Here is a 20,507-nt window from a genome sequence, read left to right on the forward strand (position 1 = left end):
ACAAGGTTTTTACAACAGGATAGGAGACAGCACCAAGCCCGAACCCTATGAAGGGCCTTTTGGGCAAGGCCGTGAAAAATATGCTTTTGCAAAAAACACCTAATACCCCCTCAATAAACTTGGGGATTGTTTATTTTAGTTCTGCCCGAACCCAAAATATAGACGCTTTGAAAATAGAGAACAAAAAGTTGGCCCCTGATGATCTGCTCACGCTCCACAAAGCCAAACAAAAAATGGAACAAATCGGCTGGGCCATGCAGGGCCTCAACAAAATGGGCAACGTTATAGAAAGCCGCGTCCAACTCCTTCCCCAGAAACAACGCGATCGCATACAGCAAATTACCTACAAGGTGCTGCACACGGTGGTGAAGAGCAATCTGATATCAATGGACAAAAACGCTAAAACCACACCTTCGAACAAATTGTACAAGGCATTGGTGACTTCATCGGGCGCCATAGGAGGGGCCCTGGGCGTCACGGCCTTTGCGGTCGACCTTACACTGGCCACCAAGCTTATGATGCGCTCCATTATGGATATTGCCCGTAGTGAAGGGGAAGACCTAAACTCCCTCGATTCACAATTAGCATGCCTACAGGTTTTTGCCTTAGGAGGGAAAAGCAAGCACGACGACCATCTTGACACAGGATATTACGCCACAAGAATAGCGATTAGCTCCGCCGTCAAAGGAGCTAGTGGAATTGCCGGAAAAACACTGACTTCCCTTTTAAACACAACGGGAAACCCGCTTCTTCAATTGATTGCCCAGGTCGCCTCACGTTTTAGCATACAGGTATCGGAAAAGTTCGTAGCGCAAGCCATACCTATTGTAGGCGCGGCAGGTGGCGCTACGATCAACCTCGCATTTATCGACCACTTTCAAAATATGGCCCATGCCCATTTTAGTATCAGACGGTTAGAACGCAAATATAGTGTGGACCAAATACGGTCAGCCTATGAAGAACTATCGCTTACAAAAATTTAACACCACATCATCTTCTTGTGAAATTTCATTACATTTAGGTCTCAACCAATTGTAACCCTATGAAAAACCATGTTCCCGTTTTCCTGAAAACCACGCGTCCGATTACAGCCCTACTCCTGTTTTTGTGCACTATCCTTAACTTACAAGCACAGGACTTTCTATACGGCGATGCCCTCCCCGATGCCCCTCAACTGGCAGAAAGGGGCGATTATACCGTTGGCGTACGCACCCTTGAGCTGATCCATAAGGACCAGGTGGATATCTTAAAATCAAAAGGAGGAAAAGATCCCTTATACGACCGACCCCTTACCATAGAGGTTTGGTACCCGTCAGAAGCTCCTGACAAGAAAGGCAACACCGTAATCTATGAAGATGTAATGGGTACCCGTGGCGATTCTTTACGCCCCCTAATTCCTTTCTCTTTTAAAGGCAGGGCCTATCGCGATGCGACCCCTAAGGCCACCGCCGGGGGCTACCCCTTGATTGTAGTATCGCACGGCTATGTCGGATCACGCTACTTAATGACCTATTTGACCGAAAACTTGGCTTCAAAAGGCTACGTTGTCGTCTCCATAGACCATACCGATTCTACCTTTAAAGATGCCAATGCTTTTCAGAGTACCCTGCTCAACCGGGCCAAAGACATCCAATTTGTCATCAATACGATTGCCGATAAGGGAAGCTCCGCGTCAAAGGACCAACTTTCAGGAATGGTAGATTCAGAAAACATAGGTATTGTAGGCTATTCCATGGGAGGTTACGGCGTGCTCAATGTGGCCGGTGCCGGTTATAGCGACGGCCTTACCGCCTTTTTCGGTCAGATGACCGGTGGAAGCACGGCCATATCGGCATTGGCGGCCAGTAACGCAGCCTATCAAAACCAAATCGACCCCAGGATCAAGGCCGTAGTCGCTTTTGCCCCTTGGGGAATGGAACGCGGGGTTTGGGACGCCAATGGATTGTCGGGCCTAAAGAAACCCACACTATTTATTGCGGGCGACCAAGACGATATATCAGGTTACGAAAAAGGAATCAAGGCTATTTACAACGCTACGGTCAATGCAGACCGATATTTACTCACCTACAAGAACGCACGTCATAACGTGGCGCCCAATCCACCCCCGGCCGAAGCATTACAACCCGGTTTGCATATCGATGAGTATTACCGATACGCAGAACCTTCTTGGGACCAACGAAAGATCAACAACATCAATCAACACTTTCTTACGGCCTTCTTGGGCACCTATCTAAAGAATGCCGATTACAGTGCGTATTTGAGCCTTCCCAAAGAATCGAACGACCAAGATTGGCACGGGTTCAAACCAAGGTCTTCAACAGGTATGCAGTTGTTACACGCCAAGGCCTCGGAAGCCAACATGAAACAATAGGAACCTTGCCCCTGTCAGGTCTAAAAAAGGAGCTTAGCCCCCCTTGACGACCAAGGTGTTCTTGATTTCCTTTCTCAGGTAAAAGCCGGTTACTATGGTAGCCAACACATCCGCTATGGGAAAGGAAAGCCAGACCCCCAGTTCTCCGAAGTAATTCGGCAAAATCAATATAAGCGGGATAAAGAAGAAGCCTTGTCGCGATAGCGTTAGCAGTAAAGCCGGTATGGCCTTTCCAATGGCCTGAAAATAAGCCGCACCTATCAATTGTAAGGCTATAATGGGAGTTGCGGCGAACACCAATCGCATGGCCAAGGGAATATGTTCCAAAACATAGGCATTGGCCGCCAAATCATGTGCCGATTGGCCGGCCCTATCGCTCAAGAACAAAGAGGCTATTTCTGTTGGAAAGCCCATAAGCCCAATAAAAACAATAGCCGCCAATAGCGATGCATATTTGATGGCCGTGTTGATCGACTCTCGTACCCTTTGGTATTTTTTCGCGCCATAGTTAAATCCCGCAATGGGCAGAAAACCTTGGGTAACCCCGAATACAGGGAATAAGGCAAACATCAACATACGGCCAACAATGGCATAGACCGCAACCATAGCTTCGCCTCCAAGACCGAACAATATATTATTCATCAAGAGATAAACGACACTTGTAGTAGCCTGGCGGGACAAAGTCACAAAACCCAAGGAGCCTATTTCCTTGATTATGGGCAAATCCAACCGAAAACAGGCCGGGGTCAGTTTCAATTCCGATTTTTCCGATAGAAAGAAGTAAAAGATATAGGCTGCGCAAAGCACATTACCGATAGTGGTGGCCCAAGCCGCACCTTCCATACCCCAATCGAATATATAGATGAATACGTAGTCCATTACAAGATTGCCCACAGAAGGTATGATCATGGCGATCATGGCAAACTTTGGTTTGCCTTCGGCACGGATAACCGTATTTCCCATCATACAAAACGCCAAAAACGGCACCCCATACAAAACAATGGTATAGTAAATTTTAGCGGGTTCAAAAATCGCTCCTTTTCCTCCGAAGGCCGGTATTAGCGAATCGACATAATAAAGCCCCAGTGCTACCATTGCAACGGTAATCAAAAGGGTTAGGGCAATCTGGTTTCCAAACGTCTTGATGGCCTTCGCATAATTGTCCGCCCCGAGTGCCCTAGAAATAATACTTGCACCCCCGATGCCGATAGCCATACCCAATGCCCCGATAAAAAAGGAGACCGGAAGCACCACATTGATGGCCGCTATGGCAATGGAACCGATCCAGTTGCCCACAAAGATCGAATCGACCAGTATATTGAGCGACATTACCAAGATACCGATAGAAGCAGGTAAGGCCTGTCTCACCAAAAGTTTACCTATTGGTTCCAAACCTAACTGTTCTGCCGATACTTTAGCCATCTATAGTCGTTTATTCAATGGACCAAAGATTTATGCGGGTAAGGCTCCCGTTTCTTTCCAATCTTTGATCCAGGTAGCCATAACCTTGACCCAAGAATCGCTTTCGTTCAAACAAGGAATATGCTTGTAACCCTCACCCCCAGCTTCCTGAAATTGATGTTGGCCTTCCATGGCGATTTCCTCCAAGGTCTCTAAACAATCGGCAACAAAGGCCGGTGTAATAACTGCCAAATTCTTTATTCCTTCCTTGGGAAAACGTTCAAATTCAAAATCGGTATACGGTTTTAACCAAGGATCGTTCGGAAGACGCGATTGGAACGAATTACTGACCTTATCGGCCGGAAGGTTCAGATATGCCTTGACCGATTCGGTGGTATCAAAACACTGGTGGCGGTAACAGGTGTTGTGTGCCACGGAATTCGTTTGGCAGCACTTCCCGTCTATTTTGCAATGAAAACGGGTAGGGTCTGACTTACGAATATGTCGTTCGGGAATACCGTGGTACGAAAACAAAATATGGTCGTAATCGAAGCCTTCAAGGCTTTCGGCTATTTTTTCGGAAAGTACACGGATGTACTCGGGATTTTTATAAAAAGGAGGAAGGGTGGTCAGCTTTATATCGGGAAAAAACCGTTCTTGCTCTTCCATTACCTTAACCACTACGGTTTCATAAGACGACATGGCATAATGCGGATATAAAGGAACCAACAATACCTCATCTACCCCTTTATCATTCAGCTCTTTCAAGGCGTTTTTTATGGTCATACTGCCATATCGCATTCCTAAAGCTATGGGCATATCGGAATGCTCCTTTAATTTCTCGGTAAATCTTTCCGAAATAACGATCAACGGAGATCCTTCTTCCCACCATATTTTGGCATAAGCCTCTGCGGATTTCTTCGGACGGGTCTGCAAAATGATTCCGCGTACCAAGATGTTTCGCAACCAATTCGGCACATCAATAACACGTTCGTCCATTAAAAACTCGTCGAGATAAGGCTTTACATCTTTTGCCGTGGGACTGTCGGGAGAACCCAAATTGACCAATAAAACTCCTTTCATAGTGTAGCTACGCTTTTTTTTGGTTTCAAGATGCCCATTATGCCTTAAAGAACTTTCGGCTTTGAACAAATATGGCTATCTTCAAGTGCCCGTTTAAAGGGAAAAACCAATAATTTTTACAAAAATACGCCTTGAAACCTATCCAAAGTGCATGTTATCAAAATACTTTTTGATGCAGCTATAGATTCCGTCGATCTTACAAGCGATTCAGATATGCCGATTTGAAAAAACAACCTATTATTATCCTTTGAACGACCTTGCCATGATAAATGATTTTTTCAACGAAAACTATCAATCGCTCCTTCTGCTTTTAGGAACTTTGACCATCTTGATGGCGGCCTATTTCCTATTGATCAAAGTGCTTCGGAAATTGGGAAAAAACCCGAAATATCTCATTCCGCCATCGTCGGTAAAGCAGGTAAGTAAACCTATTTTTCTCATCCTATTTTCCATATTGCTCAGAATGGGTTCCTTAAGGCAATTGCTAAACCTAACCCACCTCGAATTTTATTTTCGGAAAGCCAGCACCCTCCTTTTTATTTTCGCTTTTACATGGCTTGTAATCAAAGTAATCAAGATCGTCAAGCAACATGTCATGCATACCTACGACATGAATACCGCCAATAACCTCAGGGCCCGAAAGGTCGCTACGCAATTCAATATACTGGAGCGCATCGCCATTTTTATTATCATTATTCTCGCTGTAGGTATCGCCCTTATGAGCTTTGACGGCATCCGTGAAATTGGGGTCAGCATATTTGCATCGGCAGGGCTTGCGGGTATTATCATCGGTTTTTCCGCCCAAAAAATGATCGGTACCATTCTAGCGGGAATTCAAATTGCCATTGCCCAACCCATTAAATTAGACGATGTTGTTGTGGTCGAAGGTGAATGGGGGCGTATAGAGGAAATCATGTTGACCTATGTGGTAGTGAAGATTTGGGACAAAAGGCGACTGATATTACCGACTACTTATTTTATAGAAACTCCCTTTCAGAACTGGACCAAATCTTCGGCCGACATTTTAGGTTCCGTTTTTTTATATACCGATTACTCGGTGCCTTTTGATGCCTTACGGGAAGAACTTACCCGGATCCTCAAAAACACAGAGCTTTGGGACGGGGAGGTAAACAATATCCAAGTTACCGATTCTAAGTCCAACTACATTGAAATCAGGGCCCTTATGAGTGCCAAGGATTCTTCGACCGCATGGGACCTTCGTGTTCACGTTCGCGAAAAATTGATTACTTTCTTACAGCAAAATTATCCCGACAGTCTAGCCCGTACACGCTTGCAAATAGAAAATATGGAGGGTCGGGAAAATACAACCCTCGAATAGTCGTTATACCTTAAAACCAACATTTTTTTTAACGGTTTGTAGGGATATACCGCACAAGGCACTTTTCTATTTTTGTAACAAACGGCTGTTTTTCGGCGTACATTATAGCTATTGCGCATATCCCCACACCAAAAAAGCATTTATGCGGTTCATATCGATTTTTCTATTGCTTATTTCTTTTTCGGTCAAGGCCCAGGAAGAAAACAGTCTCCTTTGGGAAATTTCAGGAAACGGCTTAGAGAAAACATCGTACTTATATGGCACCATGCACGTCAGTAAAAAGATTGCCTTTCGCCTAGACGATGTCTTTTTCGACGCCTTGGACCAAAGTGATATGGTCGCCTTGGAATCGGATCCGGGACTTTGGCTCGAAAAGGAAAACCTCGTAGGTGGCAGCCCCTATGGTGCGGAAGCGGGATTTGTAACCAAAGGCTTCTATGCCCGATCGTTTAAAGTGGAAAACCCCAGAAAAGAGGTGTTGGGGGCCTACTTGGCCTATGAAGACCGCATTGTAAACAACATTCTCTATCGCACCAATGAACTTTCCCAAAACTTTGAAGAAGAAACCTATCTTGATATGTTCATTTATCAAGCGGGCAGAAAGTTCAACAAACCCATCATTGCCCTTGAAGACATGGAAGAATCGGCGGCCTTGGTAGGGCGGGCCAGTTTAAACGCCATAAAACAGAAACCCGACGAGTGGCTCCAAAAAAAGATGCAGCAATCCGACCCCATGTTCCTGCTTCAAGATGCTTACAGAACCCGAAACATAGCTTTATTGGACTCTATCGACCACGCCATGTATACCTCGCATTACATGAAGAACATGCTGTACATTCGCAATGCCAACATGGCCGAGAGAATGGACTCCATAATGCAAAAAGGAAAGGTGTTTGCCGGTATCGGTGCAGCGCATCTACCTGGGGAAGAAGGGGTTATTTCACTTTTAAGAAAAAAAGGTTATACCGTAAAACCCTTGGTTTCGAAGGCTACTTCCAAAGGAAAGCGACTAAAACTGAAGTTCGAACAGAAGAAAAGGGAAAACCAATACAGCACTTACGGCCCGGAAGACGATTTTTTCAGTGTTGACCTGCCCAATAAATTATATCCGGTTTCCGATATCGGAAAAACCACCTATGTCTCGCCAGACTTGGCCAACGGGAGTTTTGTGGTTATCAACCGTATTCCCACCTATTCTTTTCTAAAGAAGGATGCCCTGTTCTCTTTAGAAGAAATCGACAAGCTGTTATTCGAGAACATTCCCGGGAAAATACTCGAAAAAAAACCGATCAAAAAGGGTCCGTTTGCCGGGCTCGACATCAAAAACCTGTTAAAAAACGGAGACCACCAACGTTATCAGATTTTCGAAACCCCTTTAGAACTGGTCATCATAAAAATGGGTGGGGAAGGCGATTACGTCACCCAATTTTCAAATCGGATTTTCAACAGCCTAGAATTTAGGGCCGATTCCATTCCGGGTCTTAAAACGGTTTCCTCGGTCTACGACGATTTTGAAGTACGAATGCCCTCGCTGTACAGTTTTACCAATCGCAGTAGAAACGGTGACCGCTGGATAGAGGGCTATGACTCGATTGCGGACAACTACTACTTTCTCCATAAATCGGTTTTAAACGATTTCAATTTTATCGAAGTCGACACCTTTGAACTCAAGCAAATACAGAAACGCTTTTACCAAGACTTAGAGCTAAGGCCCGACTACGGTTCATTTGAAGGCCGGCAGCTCACCTCATCGGCCGAAATTGACATCACCTCAAAAAAACGCTTATACCTTATGACCACCTTACGCCAGGGAGAATATTACCTTTTGGGCATGGTCGGTCGGAGCCAAAAAGAGGCCGATACATTTTTTGAATCCTTCAAACTCAAAGAAGGCAAAAACAGAAAACCTTTTAAGACCGTTGTAGATACCGCCCTATACTTTAGTACAAAAAGCACGGTCAAACCTCCTAAATTCGTAGAGAGCAGTACCAAGTATTACAGTGGCGCCCCCCAAGTAAAACCCTATGACCCCTTTTACAAAAAGACGGTCTACCAAAACGAAAATGGGGAAGCCGTATCGGTAGAACTGAATAAATCGCATGATTTTTTAATGTTCAAGAATATAGATTCGGTCTGGACCCTGCGCAAAAAACTATACGCCCATAAAAAATACAATATCATTGAAGAAAAGACCAAAACTTCCCCTGAAGGATTTCACGAACTGCAAATGATATTGACCGACACGGCCAGCACAAGGGGTATTTTGGTCAAGAACATTATCAACAAGGGGCTCCTTTATGAACTAAAGGCCGTAGTAGACACCATGGGGCAACCGAGTGCCTTCGTCAAAGAGTTCTTTAACAACTTCGTACCGAAAGACACCTTGGTCGGACGGGGATTGCTTGAAGACAAAGCACCCGAGTTCTTTAAGGCCTTGAGCGAAAATGACAGTATAGCCCTTGACGGATACCGGTTTATAAAATTCGAGCCTAAGCATGCCGATTTGCTCAAAAAGCACATTTCGCAATATGACCTAAACCGGGAAGACCGACACATCCAGCTGTACCTGATTCGGAAATTGGCCCAACTGAAAGGCCTCGACCTTACCGATTTCTACAAAAGTTTCTATGCCAAATCATATAACAACTCTACGGCGCAGGCCGTTCTGCTTCAAGAAATTGCCAAAAAGACCGATGAAGCCTCCACAAAGTTACTACTGGAATTAATGGAGACCGATTTGCCGTTGCTATCGAACACCTTTAACATCAGTCTTATATTCAAACCCTATCGAGAAAATTTGGAGTTGGCCAAAAAACTCTACCCCAAACTATTGGATTACAGTTCCATCCCAGAATACAAGGGCCCTATTTTTAGCTTATTGGCCGAATTGCTCACACAAAATACCATCAAACCCAAATTGTACAAAAAATACAAAACCCAGATTCTAAATGATGCCAAAACCCTCATCAAAAGACAATTGGGCAGCGACCTTGCACATATCAACAATGACTTCTATAAACTAGGCACCAGTAAGACCAATACGACGCTCCTAGAAAATTATATCACCTTGCTCTATCCCTTCCATAACGACAAATCGGTGGCGCATTTCTTTGATCAACTCGAGCTCGTAGAAGAACCTAGCGTACAAGCAACCTATCTTGCCCTTTTACTGAAAAACGGGCAACAGGTGTCGCCCGAACGCTTAACGGACCTGGCTTCCGATATAAATGGCAGGCTACCTTTGTTCAAAAAACTCAAACAGTTGCGAATGCTTCGTTATTTTCCGGCCGATTACAACTCCCAACAGCACTTGGCCGAAGCCCTGCTATTCGAAGGCACAAAATACAACAAGACCAAAGATTCAGTCGTCTTTATAACCCGGAAAACATTACAATTTCAGGGGAAAAAATATGTTGGATACTACTTTAAAAAACGCACTAACGAAGATTACGACAAGAATTTCTCCATGCATTTATTGGTCTTTGAAAATGCAAAGGAATTACAAACCCAACCTTTTTACGAAAGTGAAGCCATGCGCATTGAAGATACCGACACTGAAGAAGAGGTCATTGGCTATGTAACCGAAGCCTTTGAATTAAAAGACCGAAGACGTGCCGATATTTACAGGCCCAATGGTTATGGACTCTTTGGCCATCACGGGTTTTAATTTGTATTTTTATATCATGTCTAGATATTTCGTTTTTTTATGCTGTATTCTAAGCCCTATGCTAGGTATAGCCCAACAAATCACCTGTTCGCCTGCCGATAAGCAAGCCGTAGAGAAAAAACTCATTGCTATTGACGGCCTATTGGAAGAGGACTTTGGAAAAACAATTGTGGCCATTGGCAAAACATTTATGAGTACGCCCTACGTTGCCAAAACTTTAGAGATCGGAGAAACGGAAACCCTAGTGGTCAACCTGCAGGGCCTCGACTGCACCACTTATATCGAAAACGTCTTGGCCTTTGGCCTTATGCTTAAAAAAGAAAAAGCAGGCTTCCATGACTTTACGGAAACCCTTGAAAACATTCGATATAAAGATGGCAAACTTGATGGCTACGCTTCACGTCTCCACTACTTTTCGGAATGGATCGCCAATAACGAAAAGAAGGGCCTATTAAGGGATATTACCTCTGAAATCGGAGGCAAGGAAATCACCAAACCCATTAATTTTATGAGCACGCATCGCGACCTTTATCCGTTTTTAAGCGATGACAAGAATTTTGAAAAAGTAAAGGCTTCCGAAAACTACCTTAACCATCAACCGATTTGCATTCTGCCTCAAGATGAAATTGAAGCCAACGAACATTTGATCCAAACCGGAGATATCATCGCCTTGACCACATCCATTAACGGATTGGACGTTACCCATACCGGAATTGCCACACGGGAAAAAGACGGACGCATTCATTTACTACACGCCTCAACAGGATCGATGAAAGTAGAGGTCTCAGAAAAACCCCTTGCCGAATACCTAAAGAAAATCAATAAAAATACGGGAATTATGGTGGCCAGACCTACCCAATAATACCTTAGAACCCCGAACCCGAACCGACCGATCAGTTTGTTGTTGGTAAAACAGAACCCAAAATACCCTTCTATTTACCTTTTGACGCCAGTTTGACTGCATTCGTCGCTCTATTGACAACGGCCCCTTAAGAAAAATCATTACAAGACCGACCCTCTGGTCGGTTGTAGCTTTTTGGCCCTCTTAAAGCATTATCGGCCCAAACAGTAAATGAGTCCCCCAAGTAAATGTTGTTTAAACTCCGGTTCGTCGTAAGATGCATTGGAATGGCCGCCCGCTGTATAGAAAGCCCTTCCCCCATCATAAACATGATACCAAGAGAACGGGTGATATGCCCCGTTGGTCCCTCCTTTATAAGTAGACTCGTCCAATTGTATCAAGGGTGTGATATCGGTATTGATGTCTTTAAAGTTATACCACTCTTCCGTTCGCACCCAATTACTTGGCAAATGACTAGTAGAACCATGGTTGTGATCGATTACGTTTAAGGTAGCTTCCTGTATGCTAGGGTGACCATTAAAATAAGCGCCTACCAGCTTGCCATACCAAGGCCAATCATATTCGGTATCGGTGGCCGCATGTACCCCCATAAAACTCCCCCCAGATCGAATGTAATTTTCAAAAGCCTTTTGTTGAACCTCGTTTAGAACATCGCCTGTAGTATTTAAGAAGACCACGGTCTTATACCGACTTAAGTTGTTAAGGGTAAAATCGTCTGCATTTTCGGTTTGGTCTACTTCAAAATCATTGACATCGCCCAAAGCTTTTAAGGTAGCGACCCCTTTGTCTATTGAACCATGACGGAAAACGCTCGTTTTGGTAAACACCAAGACCCTATCGGTTGTTTCAGGTATTGGCAAGGTAGTTACACGAATCGTCTCACTTTGCCGCGATTCATTTTGGGCGGCGTCAAGGGCCGAAACCGTAAAAGCATATAAGCTACCCGGTGCGAGTCCGTTTATAGATGCGCCCGTAGCGGTAGCCGTCTTGATTTTTTGTCCGTCTTGGTAAACGATATATTCGGTGACACCAATATTATCGGTAGCGGTACGCCATGAAAGGGCAACACTGCCCTCGGTAATATCTTCCGCCCTTAAATCACCCGGCGCCGAGGGAGGCACATCATCGACATACACCTCTGCCTCAGTCGTCACTTTCAAAAGTCCACTTTGCTCAGATTCGTTTTCAGCCGCATCAAAAGCCGAAACCGAAAACGCATATTCCGTTCCAGGCCTTAAGTCCTCCACCCGATATCGCGTTTGGGTTACGGTGACAAAAAACGCTCCGTTCATATACAACCTATAGCCCGATACACCCACACTATCCGACGCCTCATCCCAGCTTAGATTTATGGTAGCCTGACTAATTTCATCGGCAATCAAAGACCCTGGCACTGTGGGAGCGGTGGTATCCTTCTCTTCTTCAACTTCTTCTTTTTCGGTTCTTACGGAAATGGGTAGGCTCGCCGGCGATTCGTTTTCAGCGGCATCTAGTGCCGATATCGAATATACGTACTCCGTATCGGCATCAAGCCCCGTTATGGAGTAATGGGTACCAACGACCAATGTTATAGGTTTTCCATCTTGAAAAATTCTATAATTAACCACACCGATACTATCGGTCGATGCCGCCCAATTCAATTTTAAAGAAGAGGATGTAAGGGCTTCTACACTCACATTTTCGGGTACCGTAGGAGCGATCGTATCTTTGAACACCGCCCTTTCCTTTAGGGTCGTAAAACTTAAGAGATCACTTTTTTCCGATGCATTCCCCAAATCGTCAGTAGCCACCACTGAAATGGTATATGCCGTATTTGGGCTTAACTCTTTGGCCATATATTCGGGTTCGGGGGTCTTGGCCACAAGAGCTGCATCTAGATAGACCGAATAGCCCGAAATGGCTATGCTATCATTGGTCTCCGACCATGTAAAACTCGCCGTAGTAGCTCCCAATTCGGCAAGGCGTACATCTTTGGGCGCCCTTAATACGACGCTATCGGTTTTGACATCCTCCAAGGTTTTGACCATAAGAGGTTCACTGCGTCGGGATTCATTTTCGGCAGCATCTAAAGCACTTACCCTAAAATTGTATTCCGTGCCCTCCTCCAAATTATCGAGCAATAAGAGGGTATCGCCAACCTTACCGAGCAAGGTAGTATCCCTATAGACCGAATAGGAAGTGACCCCCACATTGTCGGTAGCGGCCTGCCAGTATAGTTTCAGACCGTTCTTCCTTACCTCCGCCGCCCCAAGCCCAACGGGTACAGAAGGCGATATGGTATCTTTCTGCGGAAGCTCTTCGAGAGGAAGCTCGACCTCTACCACATTACTAGGTTTTGAAGCCTTACCGATCAAATCGATCGCCGCCACGCTAAAATTATATGTATCACCAGCATTAAGCTGTGTCACTTGATACGATTTTCTATCGATACTGGCGATTTGGACCGTATCTTGAAACACCCTGTATTCCTTGACCGCCGAAGCATTAATATCGAGGAGCCACTTGAGCCTGACCATATTTGACGAAACACTGTCGACCGATAGTATGGGCGCCATTAACACGGAACTATAATCGTTAAGGGTATCGTTTTTTACCAAGGTATCTTCTTGTACGGCAGCCTCGGTAAGCACTTTTATCTTCTCACTGAACTTAGAGCTATTACCTGCGGCATCGGCAGCCCGAACCGCGAAAATATACTCGGTAGACGCCTTCAGGTTTTTGGCATGATAGGTAGTAACAGAATCCCGAGACACCTCAACACTATCTTGATAGACAACGTATTGCACCACCTTAACATTATCTTTTGAAGCTTGCCACGCCACGGTGACGGAAGAATCGGTAATCTGAACAGGTTCTAGGTTTTTGGGAGGATGGGGAGCCTCTACATCGGTTGCCACGGTAACGGTATCGTCACTCTTGTCCTTTTCACAGGCAACAAAGAAGAAATATATACATACAAACAATGCGGAAAGCAGGCCTACAAGGGGTCTTTCTTTCATTTTCAAAGGGAAGTGTTTAAGATGAATTAGCGACTATAGTTTCTCTAACTACAAAACTCAGGAATTTCATCGATAAAAATATGCGTTTTATCGAAGGTTATTAACAAAATCGCCAACATTTGAAATCAGAATACCCGTTTCAAGGAAGAAATAAACCCCTAAACCCTATCCATTGTTGGCCAAGGCCATTAAGTATTTTTTAGGGGTGGTACCGTATTTCTTTTTAAAAGCCGAAATAAAGTGACTTGCCGTGCTATACCCCACTTTTAGTCCCACTTCATTTACATTGTGCTGACCCGTTTCCAGCATTTTACGCGCATATTCCATTTTATAGTCGAACAAGAAGCTAAACACCGAGTCGCCATATATTTGCTTAAAACCCTCTTTCAGTTTTTTGAGCGACAAACCTATTTCTTCGGAAAGTTCTGTAAGCGTAGGTGGTTCGGCCATACGGGCAATGATTATTTCCTTGGCCTTTCGAATACGCCTTACGTTATCTTCATCTACCAAAAACGGACACTGTTCAATATCGGCATCATCACTTTTGTTGAAGTATAAGGAAATCAGCTCGTAAACCTTACCCTTGATATAAAGTTCTTTAATGGAAGGATGAAGATTGTAATTCATCATCTGACTTAAGATTACGGCTATAGCCGGGCTCACACCTTCTTGGGCATAGTACTTTTTATCTTTGTTCTCGGCACTTAAAAACGGAATGTAATCCGCCTCTTTCGAAAACAGGGAATGGAACTTCCGTATCGTCATGACTACCGACACCAACCACGAATTCGGCTCCAATTTCAAGTCCATGGGCAAATCGATTTGCGTATTGTAAAGCAGTAATGAATTCTCTTCAGAAACCTCAAGATGGTAATTGCCCTGATTGAATACAAATCGGGCCTTTCCCTTCAAACAAAAATGAAACTGAATATAACTACTATCGATATCACGCACTACATGTTGGGTTTCAACAGTATCGTTTTGAATTTTAAGCACATAAAACCCGTCTTCGATAAGCACTTCCTGAAATGAACCTTGAGCGATATTTTTTCCTTCCATATAAAACAAGAATTGGCCAGTTTCTATTTAGAAACGTTCTAAATAGACACACTGTAAAGCACAGTGTTTCCTACAAAATTACTGGTTTTCAACGGATTTATATCCATATACAACTAAAAAACCCCTAAACGACACTTATTGTTCTTCTAGCGTTACTTTTATAAGCATAAGCCACTTATTTTTGTGTTCGCTTTGAAAAGCTTTCATGAAAGATTACCATATTTCAAAAAACAACTCGTTCTATACCATTGGCCTTAGCTACTTAAAAGCTGACGCCGAGGTACGTGGCAAATTCAGCTTAAACGATGCCGCCATGGAGAACATTTTGGTCGAAGCCAAAAAATTGGGCATTGACGGTCTCTTAGTGACCTCCACTTGTAACCGTACCGAACTTAACGGTTTTGCCCAACACCCCTTTCAACTGATCAAATTACTTTGCGACAACACCTCTGGTTCCGTCGAGGAGTTTCAAGAGGTAGCCTATATCTACAAGAACAACGATGCGATCAATCATCTCTTTCGCGTAGGCACTGGTTTAGATAGCCAGATTTTGGGCGATTTTGAAATCATCAGTCAATTGAGGGCCAGCTTCAACCGCTCTAAAAAACACGGCATTGCAAATCCGTTTGTCGAACGCCTTTGCAACTCGGTCATTCAAGCTAGCAAGCGCATCAAGAACGAAACCGAAATTTCTTCTGGCGCCACATCGGTCTCCTTTGCATCGGTACGTTATATCATGGAGAACGTTGCCGATATCTCGGCGAAAAACATCTTGCTCTTCGGTACGGGTAAAATTGGCCGGAACACTTGTGAGAACCTGATCAAGCATACAAAAAACACACATATTACCCTTATTAACCGCACCAAGGACAAGGCGGAAAAAATTGCGGGTAAATTTCACTTGGTGGTCAAAGATTACGGAGACCTACAAACCGAGATTCGTTCTACCGACGTACTAATCGTAGCAACAGGTGCGCAATCGCCTACCATATCAAAAGAGCTCATCCATACCAAAAAGCCCCTTTTGATCTTAGACCTTTCCATTCCGAAGAATGTTTCCGACAATGTAGAAGATCTTGACAATGTTACCTTGGTACACTTAGACCAGCTTTCCCGAATTACCGACGACACCCTAGAGCGCAGAAAGCAATATATTCCCGAAGCGGAAATTATTATAGACGAGGTGAAAGGAGATTTCATCCAATGGCTTGAAACCCGTAAATTCGCCCCCGTCATCAAGGCCTTGAAAAAGAAGCTCAAAACAATGAAAGACGAAGAAATGGACTATCAGTCCAAAAAACTATCGGATTTCAACGAGCAACAGGCCGATGTAATATCCAATAGAATCATTCAAAAAATAACCAAGCAGTTCGCCAATCATCTCAAAGACGACAATGTCGATTCTGACACCAGTCTAGAACTCATTCAAAAAGTCTTCCAACTCGAACTCGACACTCCATGAGCAAGGTCATACGAATCGGTACACGCGATAGCGAATTAGCGCTATGGCAGGCAAATACCGTTAAAAACAAACTTGAAGCTTTAGGTCATAAAACTACATTGGTTCCCGTAAAATCTACAGGAGACTTGGTTCTTGACAAACCGCTGTACGAACTGGGTATTACCGGTATTTTTACCAAAACCCTTGACGTAGCCATGCTCAATGGCGATATCGACATAGCCGTACACAGCATGAAAGATGTACCGACGGCCCTTCCAAAGGGCATCGTACAGGCCGCCGTATTGGAGCGCGCCAACTTTCTTGACATACTGGCCTTTAAAAAGAACGAAGAGTTCATGGGCGAAAGGGATGCTATAATCGCTACCGGAAGCCTTCGCCGAAAGGCACAATGGCTCAACCGCTACCCGACCCATACCGTGGTCGACCTTAGGGGCAATATCAATAGCCGGTACGAAAAACTAGAGAACAACGATTGGAACGGTGCCATTTTTGCCGCCGCCGGTCTTGAACGCATCGGTCTCGAGCCCGAAAACACCATTGGCCTCACCTGGATGGTACCCGCACCCGCACAAGGTGCCATAATGGTCGTTGCCAAAGAAGATGATGAGTTTATTCGCGAAGCCTGCGCCGAAATCAACCATGAACCAACGGAAATATGTACCAAACTCGAACGTGAGTTCCTTCGTATTTTAGAAGGAGGCTGTTCGGCTCCCATAGGGGCTTTGGCGACCATTAGCAAAGAAAACGAAGTAAGCCTAAAAGGGGTGCTCCTGACCGTTGATGGCAAGAAAAAACTAGAGGCCGAGTTCACGGCTCCCTTGGGCAAGCATTCCTACTTGGCCAAAGACTGTGCGAACAGCATCCTTAGCCGTGGAGGAAAGCTACTTATGACTTACGCTACGGACATTGTTGAAAACACCAAAATATTTTCAACGAGAACCCTTACCCCCGATCAGATCAACCTTTTTGACCAAAGCATCAAGGTGAAATCGGAAGATTTTATCAAGATCAGTCCTAACCGAATTTCCAGCCTTATCCTAAAGAAAGAAATTCAAAACGTAATCATTACAAGCCAGAATACGGTAGAGGCGATTTTAAAAAGCGTATCCCCCGAAGAATTGAAGTTTAAGAACATCTATTGTGTAGGCGGAAAGACCAAGCGCATGATCAAGCGTTATATCGGCCCTGTAAAACACCAAGAAAAAGACGCTAAAAACTTGGCCAAATATTTGGTGGAATATATGGAAGGAACCGAGGTCACTTATTTCTGCAGCAACCTTAGACTTGACCACCTGCCCACCGTCTTGGCCGAGAACAATATTAAGGTAAGGGAAATCGAGGCCTATACCACCAAACACGCTCCCACGGAAGTAGAGGACAGTGTTGAAGGCATCATGTTTTACAGCCCCTCGACCATTACCAGCTATTTACTGAAGAACAGCCCCGACAACAGAGTGGCCTACTGTATTGGAGACACCACGGCCGAGGAAGCAAGAAAACACTTTAAGACGGTTTATGTAGCCAAAATTCCTACGGTAGAGAGCGTTATCGACTTGGTGAACCAGACCTACGGTAAGGATTAATTAGTTTTACGATTGGAATAAAAAAAACGGACTTCCCCTTCTAAGGGAATCAAAATACAGCTATGTCACTAAAGAACGACCTTTTTCTTAGGGCCCTAAGGGGCGAAACGGTTGATCGTCCACCGGTTTGGATGATGCGCCAAGCCGGAAGATATCTTCCCGAGTTTATGGAAATCAGAAAGAAGTACGATTTCTTCACGCGCTGCCAGACCCCTGAATTGGCTTCGGAAATTACCGTACAGCCGATTCGCAGGTTCGGTATGGACGCCGCCATTCTTTTTAGCGACATCTTGGTCATACCCCAGGCCATGAATATCGAGGTAGAGATGAAGCCGAACTTTGGCCCCTACCTGCCCAACCCTATTCGCTCTCAAAAAGACCTTGATAGCGTTATCGTTCCCGACGTGAACGAGACTTTGGGCTATGTAATGGACGCCATAAAGCTTACCAAGGAAAAACTGAACAACGAAGTACCGCTAATCGGTTTTGCCGGATCACCTTGGACCATTCTGTGTTATTGTGTACAAGGACAAGGGAGCAAGACCTTCGACAAGGCCAAAGAACTTTGCTTTACCCAACCGGTAGTGGCCCACGAACTATTACAAAAAATAACGGATACCACCATTGCCTATCTAAAGGCGAAAGTCAAGGCCGGCGTAGACGCCGTACAGGTTTTCGATTCTTGGGGCGGTATGTTATCCCCCACCGATTACAATGAGTTTTCTTGGCAGTATATCCAACAGATCATCGACGCCCTAAAAGACGAAAGTCCCGTTATCGTATTCGGTAAAGGTTGCTGGTTCGCCCTAGGCGACATGGCCAAATCGGGAGCGGCCGCTCTTGGTGTTGATTGGACCTGTTCCGCACGAAACGCACGATACCTCACCGGAGGAAAGGCTACCTTACAAGGTAATTTTGACCCCGCCCGATTGCTCTCGCCTCCTGCCGAAATAAAGAAGATGGTAACACAGATGATCAATGAATTCGGTAAAGACAGTTATATCGCCAATCTCGGTCATGGTATTTTGCCCAACGTTCCCGTAGAAAACGCAAAAGCTTTTATCGACGCGGTAAAAGAATGGAAGCCCGTAAGCTAGACCCGCATCGACTATGGAAAACGAAAACACCCGGATTGCCCTTTTCGAGCACTTTTCCATAGAAGCCATACATGAAAAGTACGCTTGGCGTATCTGCGACTTCGTTACGGTAAACACCAAGCGTTTACAGCGCTATTTTCCAAAAACCTTGGCCGCGAACCTAAATCCCAACCTTTCGCAAATATTTGTGGAAGAAAAAGTACGCGAGTACATGAAAAAAGAGGAGTTTCTTTTTGTACTCAAAGACAATAAAAGCCGAACCCTTATCGGACTTGTCTATATCAAGGAACTGGACTGGGAGAAACGACAGGCCGAATTGGCCTACTGCATAGGATATCAATACGAAGGAAAGGGCATCACTTCGCTGGCCGTAGATACCTTATCGAAGTACGCCATTAAGGAATTAGGACTCAAGACACTCAACATCATCGTCCATAAAACCAACATAGGTAGTGTAAGAGTTGCCGAAAAATGCGGCTACACATGGCGAAAGCAACTCCCCAAAGAACACACCCCGCCTAATGAAGCCCCTCTTGACATGGAGCTCTATGTACTTTCGGTATAAAATCGTAGCTTACTAAAATAAACCGCTTTTGTCGAGCATATCGCTTCATAGCTTCCCCCGTAAGTCGTAAATTTACAGCCGATTCGCATAAAACCATTTCTCTTGATGAAAGACAAATTCTTTAGCTACATTCAAAACCTTCAAGATTCGATTACCAACAAGCTTGAGGAAATCGATGGTAAAGTCAAGTTTCACGAAGACCTATGGGAGCGGCCGGAAGGTGGCGGTGGACGCACCCGCGTCATCGAGAACGGAGACGTTTTTGAAAAGGGAGGGGTAAACATATCTGCCGTACACGGCGCTTTGCCCAAAAGCATGCAGACCTACTTTGGTGTTGAAGATGCCGATTTTTATGCCTGTGGGTTGAGTTTGGTGCTACACCCGAAAAATCCCATGGTACCCACTGTTCATGCCAACTGGCGGTATTTTGAAATGTACGACAAGGAAGGAAACATTGTAGATCAATGGTTCGGCGGCGGACAAGACCTAACCCCTTACTACCTTTTTGATGAAGACGCCATTCATTTTCATACCGTGTGCAAGGCCGCCTGCGATACACATGACCCCAATTTCTACTCATTGTATAAGAAGAAATGTGACGATTATTTTTGGAATGCCCACAGAAATGAAGCTCGGGGTATAGGCGGACTCTTTTTCGACTATTGCAAGGCTACCGAAGGGATGGACATGCAGAATTGGTACGATTTTGTGACCGAAGTAGGCAACAGCTTTTTAGAAAGTTATGTGCCAATCGTTTTAAAAAGAAAAAACCTGGACTACACTTCTGAACAAAGGGACTGGCAAGAAATCAGAAGAGGACGTTACGTTGAATTCAACTTGGTTCACGATAAAGGCACCTTGTTCGGCCTAAAGACGAACGGGAGAATAGAAAGCATTTTAATGAGTTTGCCCCCCCATGTTCAATGGCGCTATGATCACCAGCCGGAAAGCGGCAGTGAAGAAGAGCGCTTACTCAACATTCTTAAGTCTCCGAAGGACTGGGTATAAATTTATAAGGC

14 protein-coding genes are annotated in these 20,507 nt (G+C 44.7%); 10 read left to right on the top strand and 4 right to left on the bottom strand.

The features are described from left to right. Positions 1-167 precede the first annotated feature (167 nt). Together BW980_RS00665 and BW980_RS00670 are read left to right on the top strand one after the other, a co-directional pair. A complete protein-coding gene (locus BW980_RS00665; protein ID WP_245799915.1) occupies positions 168-983 on the top strand; it encodes an EcsC family protein in 816 nt (271 codons plus the stop codon). 59 nt (positions 984-1,042) lie between these two features. Then, positions 1,043-2,371, top strand: a complete 1,329-nt coding sequence (locus BW980_RS00670) for an alpha/beta hydrolase family protein (RefSeq protein WP_076453056.1) — start codon at positions 1,043-1,045, stop codon at positions 2,369-2,371. A gap of 33 nt (positions 2,372-2,404) precedes the next feature. Here the strand turns inward: BW980_RS00670 and BW980_RS00675 are convergent, their stop codons facing one another. Together BW980_RS00675 and hemH are read right to left on the bottom strand one after the other, a co-directional pair. Beyond that, positions 2,405-3,793 (bottom strand): MATE family efflux transporter, encoded by a 1,389-nt coding sequence (locus tag BW980_RS00675; protein WP_076453057.1) that lies wholly within the window; start codon positions 3,791-3,793, stop codon positions 2,405-2,407. 30 nt (positions 3,794-3,823) lie between these two features. After that, complete coding sequence (gene hemH / locus BW980_RS00680) at positions 3,824-4,855, bottom strand: ferrochelatase (RefSeq protein ID WP_076453748.1); 1,032 nt, start codon at positions 4,853-4,855, stop codon at positions 3,824-3,826. A 262-nt stretch (positions 4,856-5,117) separates the two neighbouring features. Here hemH and BW980_RS00685 point away from each other — a divergent pair, with 262 nt between their 5' ends. The 3 genes from BW980_RS00685 (at position 5,118) to BW980_RS00695 (ending at position 10,723) form a co-directional block, all read left to right on the top strand. Continuing rightward, entirely contained in the window at positions 5,118-6,194 is a 1,077-nt protein-coding gene (locus BW980_RS00685) for a mechanosensitive ion channel family protein (protein ID WP_076453749.1), read from the top strand. Positions 6,195-6,336: 142 nt separating this feature from the next. Continuing rightward, positions 6,337-9,861, top strand: coding sequence for a TraB/GumN family protein (locus BW980_RS00690; RefSeq protein ID WP_076453058.1), 3,525 nt, complete (start codon positions 6,337-6,339; stop codon positions 9,859-9,861). Between the two features lie 58 nt (positions 9,862-9,919). After that, positions 9,920-10,723 (top strand): N-acetylmuramoyl-L-alanine amidase-like domain-containing protein, encoded by an 804-nt coding sequence (locus tag BW980_RS00695; RefSeq protein ID WP_245799916.1) that lies wholly within the window; start codon positions 9,920-9,922, stop codon positions 10,721-10,723. Between the two features lie 191 nt (positions 10,724-10,914). On the opposite strand, the gene BW980_RS22105 is transcribed toward BW980_RS00695, so the two are convergent. Then, positions 10,915-13,722: a ThuA domain-containing protein gene (locus BW980_RS22105; RefSeq protein WP_083690315.1), complete on the bottom strand. Its 2,808-nt coding sequence runs from the start codon at positions 13,720-13,722 to the stop codon at positions 10,915-10,917. A 165-nt stretch (positions 13,723-13,887) separates the two neighbouring features. After that, on the bottom strand, positions 13,888-14,781 hold the full coding sequence (locus BW980_RS00710) for a helix-turn-helix transcriptional regulator (protein WP_076453059.1): 894 nt from the start codon (positions 14,779-14,781) through the stop codon (positions 13,888-13,890). 205 nt (positions 14,782-14,986) lie between these two features. On the opposite strand from BW980_RS00710, the gene hemA reads away from it, so the two are divergent. From hemA to hemF, 5 genes are all read left to right on the top strand, one after another. After that, on the top strand, positions 14,987-16,243 hold the full coding sequence (hemA, locus tag BW980_RS00715; RefSeq protein WP_076453060.1) for a glutamyl-tRNA reductase: 1,257 nt from the start codon (positions 14,987-14,989) through the stop codon (positions 16,241-16,243). Then, positions 16,240-17,826, top strand: a complete 1,587-nt coding sequence (gene hemC / locus BW980_RS00720) for a hydroxymethylbilane synthase (protein WP_076453061.1) — start codon at positions 16,240-16,242, stop codon at positions 17,824-17,826. The genes hemA and hemC overlap by 4 nt, the downstream gene beginning before the upstream one ends. A 62-nt stretch (positions 17,827-17,888) precedes the next feature. Next, positions 17,889-18,923, top strand: coding sequence for a uroporphyrinogen decarboxylase (gene hemE, locus BW980_RS00725; protein WP_076453062.1), 1,035 nt, complete (start codon positions 17,889-17,891; stop codon positions 18,921-18,923). Positions 18,924-18,936: 13 nt separating this feature from the next. Continuing rightward, the gene (locus BW980_RS00730; RefSeq protein ID WP_076453063.1) at positions 18,937-19,488 is read left to right on the top strand and encodes a GNAT family N-acetyltransferase; all 552 of its coding nucleotides are present in this window, start codon (positions 18,937-18,939) and stop codon (positions 19,486-19,488) included. A 105-nt stretch (positions 19,489-19,593) separates the two neighbouring features. Continuing rightward, positions 19,594-20,496, top strand: coding sequence for an oxygen-dependent coproporphyrinogen oxidase (gene hemF / locus BW980_RS00735; RefSeq protein WP_076453064.1), 903 nt, complete (start codon positions 19,594-19,596; stop codon positions 20,494-20,496). Positions 20,497-20,507: the final 11 nt, after the last annotated feature.

This window comes from Zobellia uliginosa, from assembly GCF_900156625.1.
GTDB lineage: Bacteria > Bacteroidota > Bacteroidia > Flavobacteriales > Flavobacteriaceae > Zobellia > Zobellia uliginosa.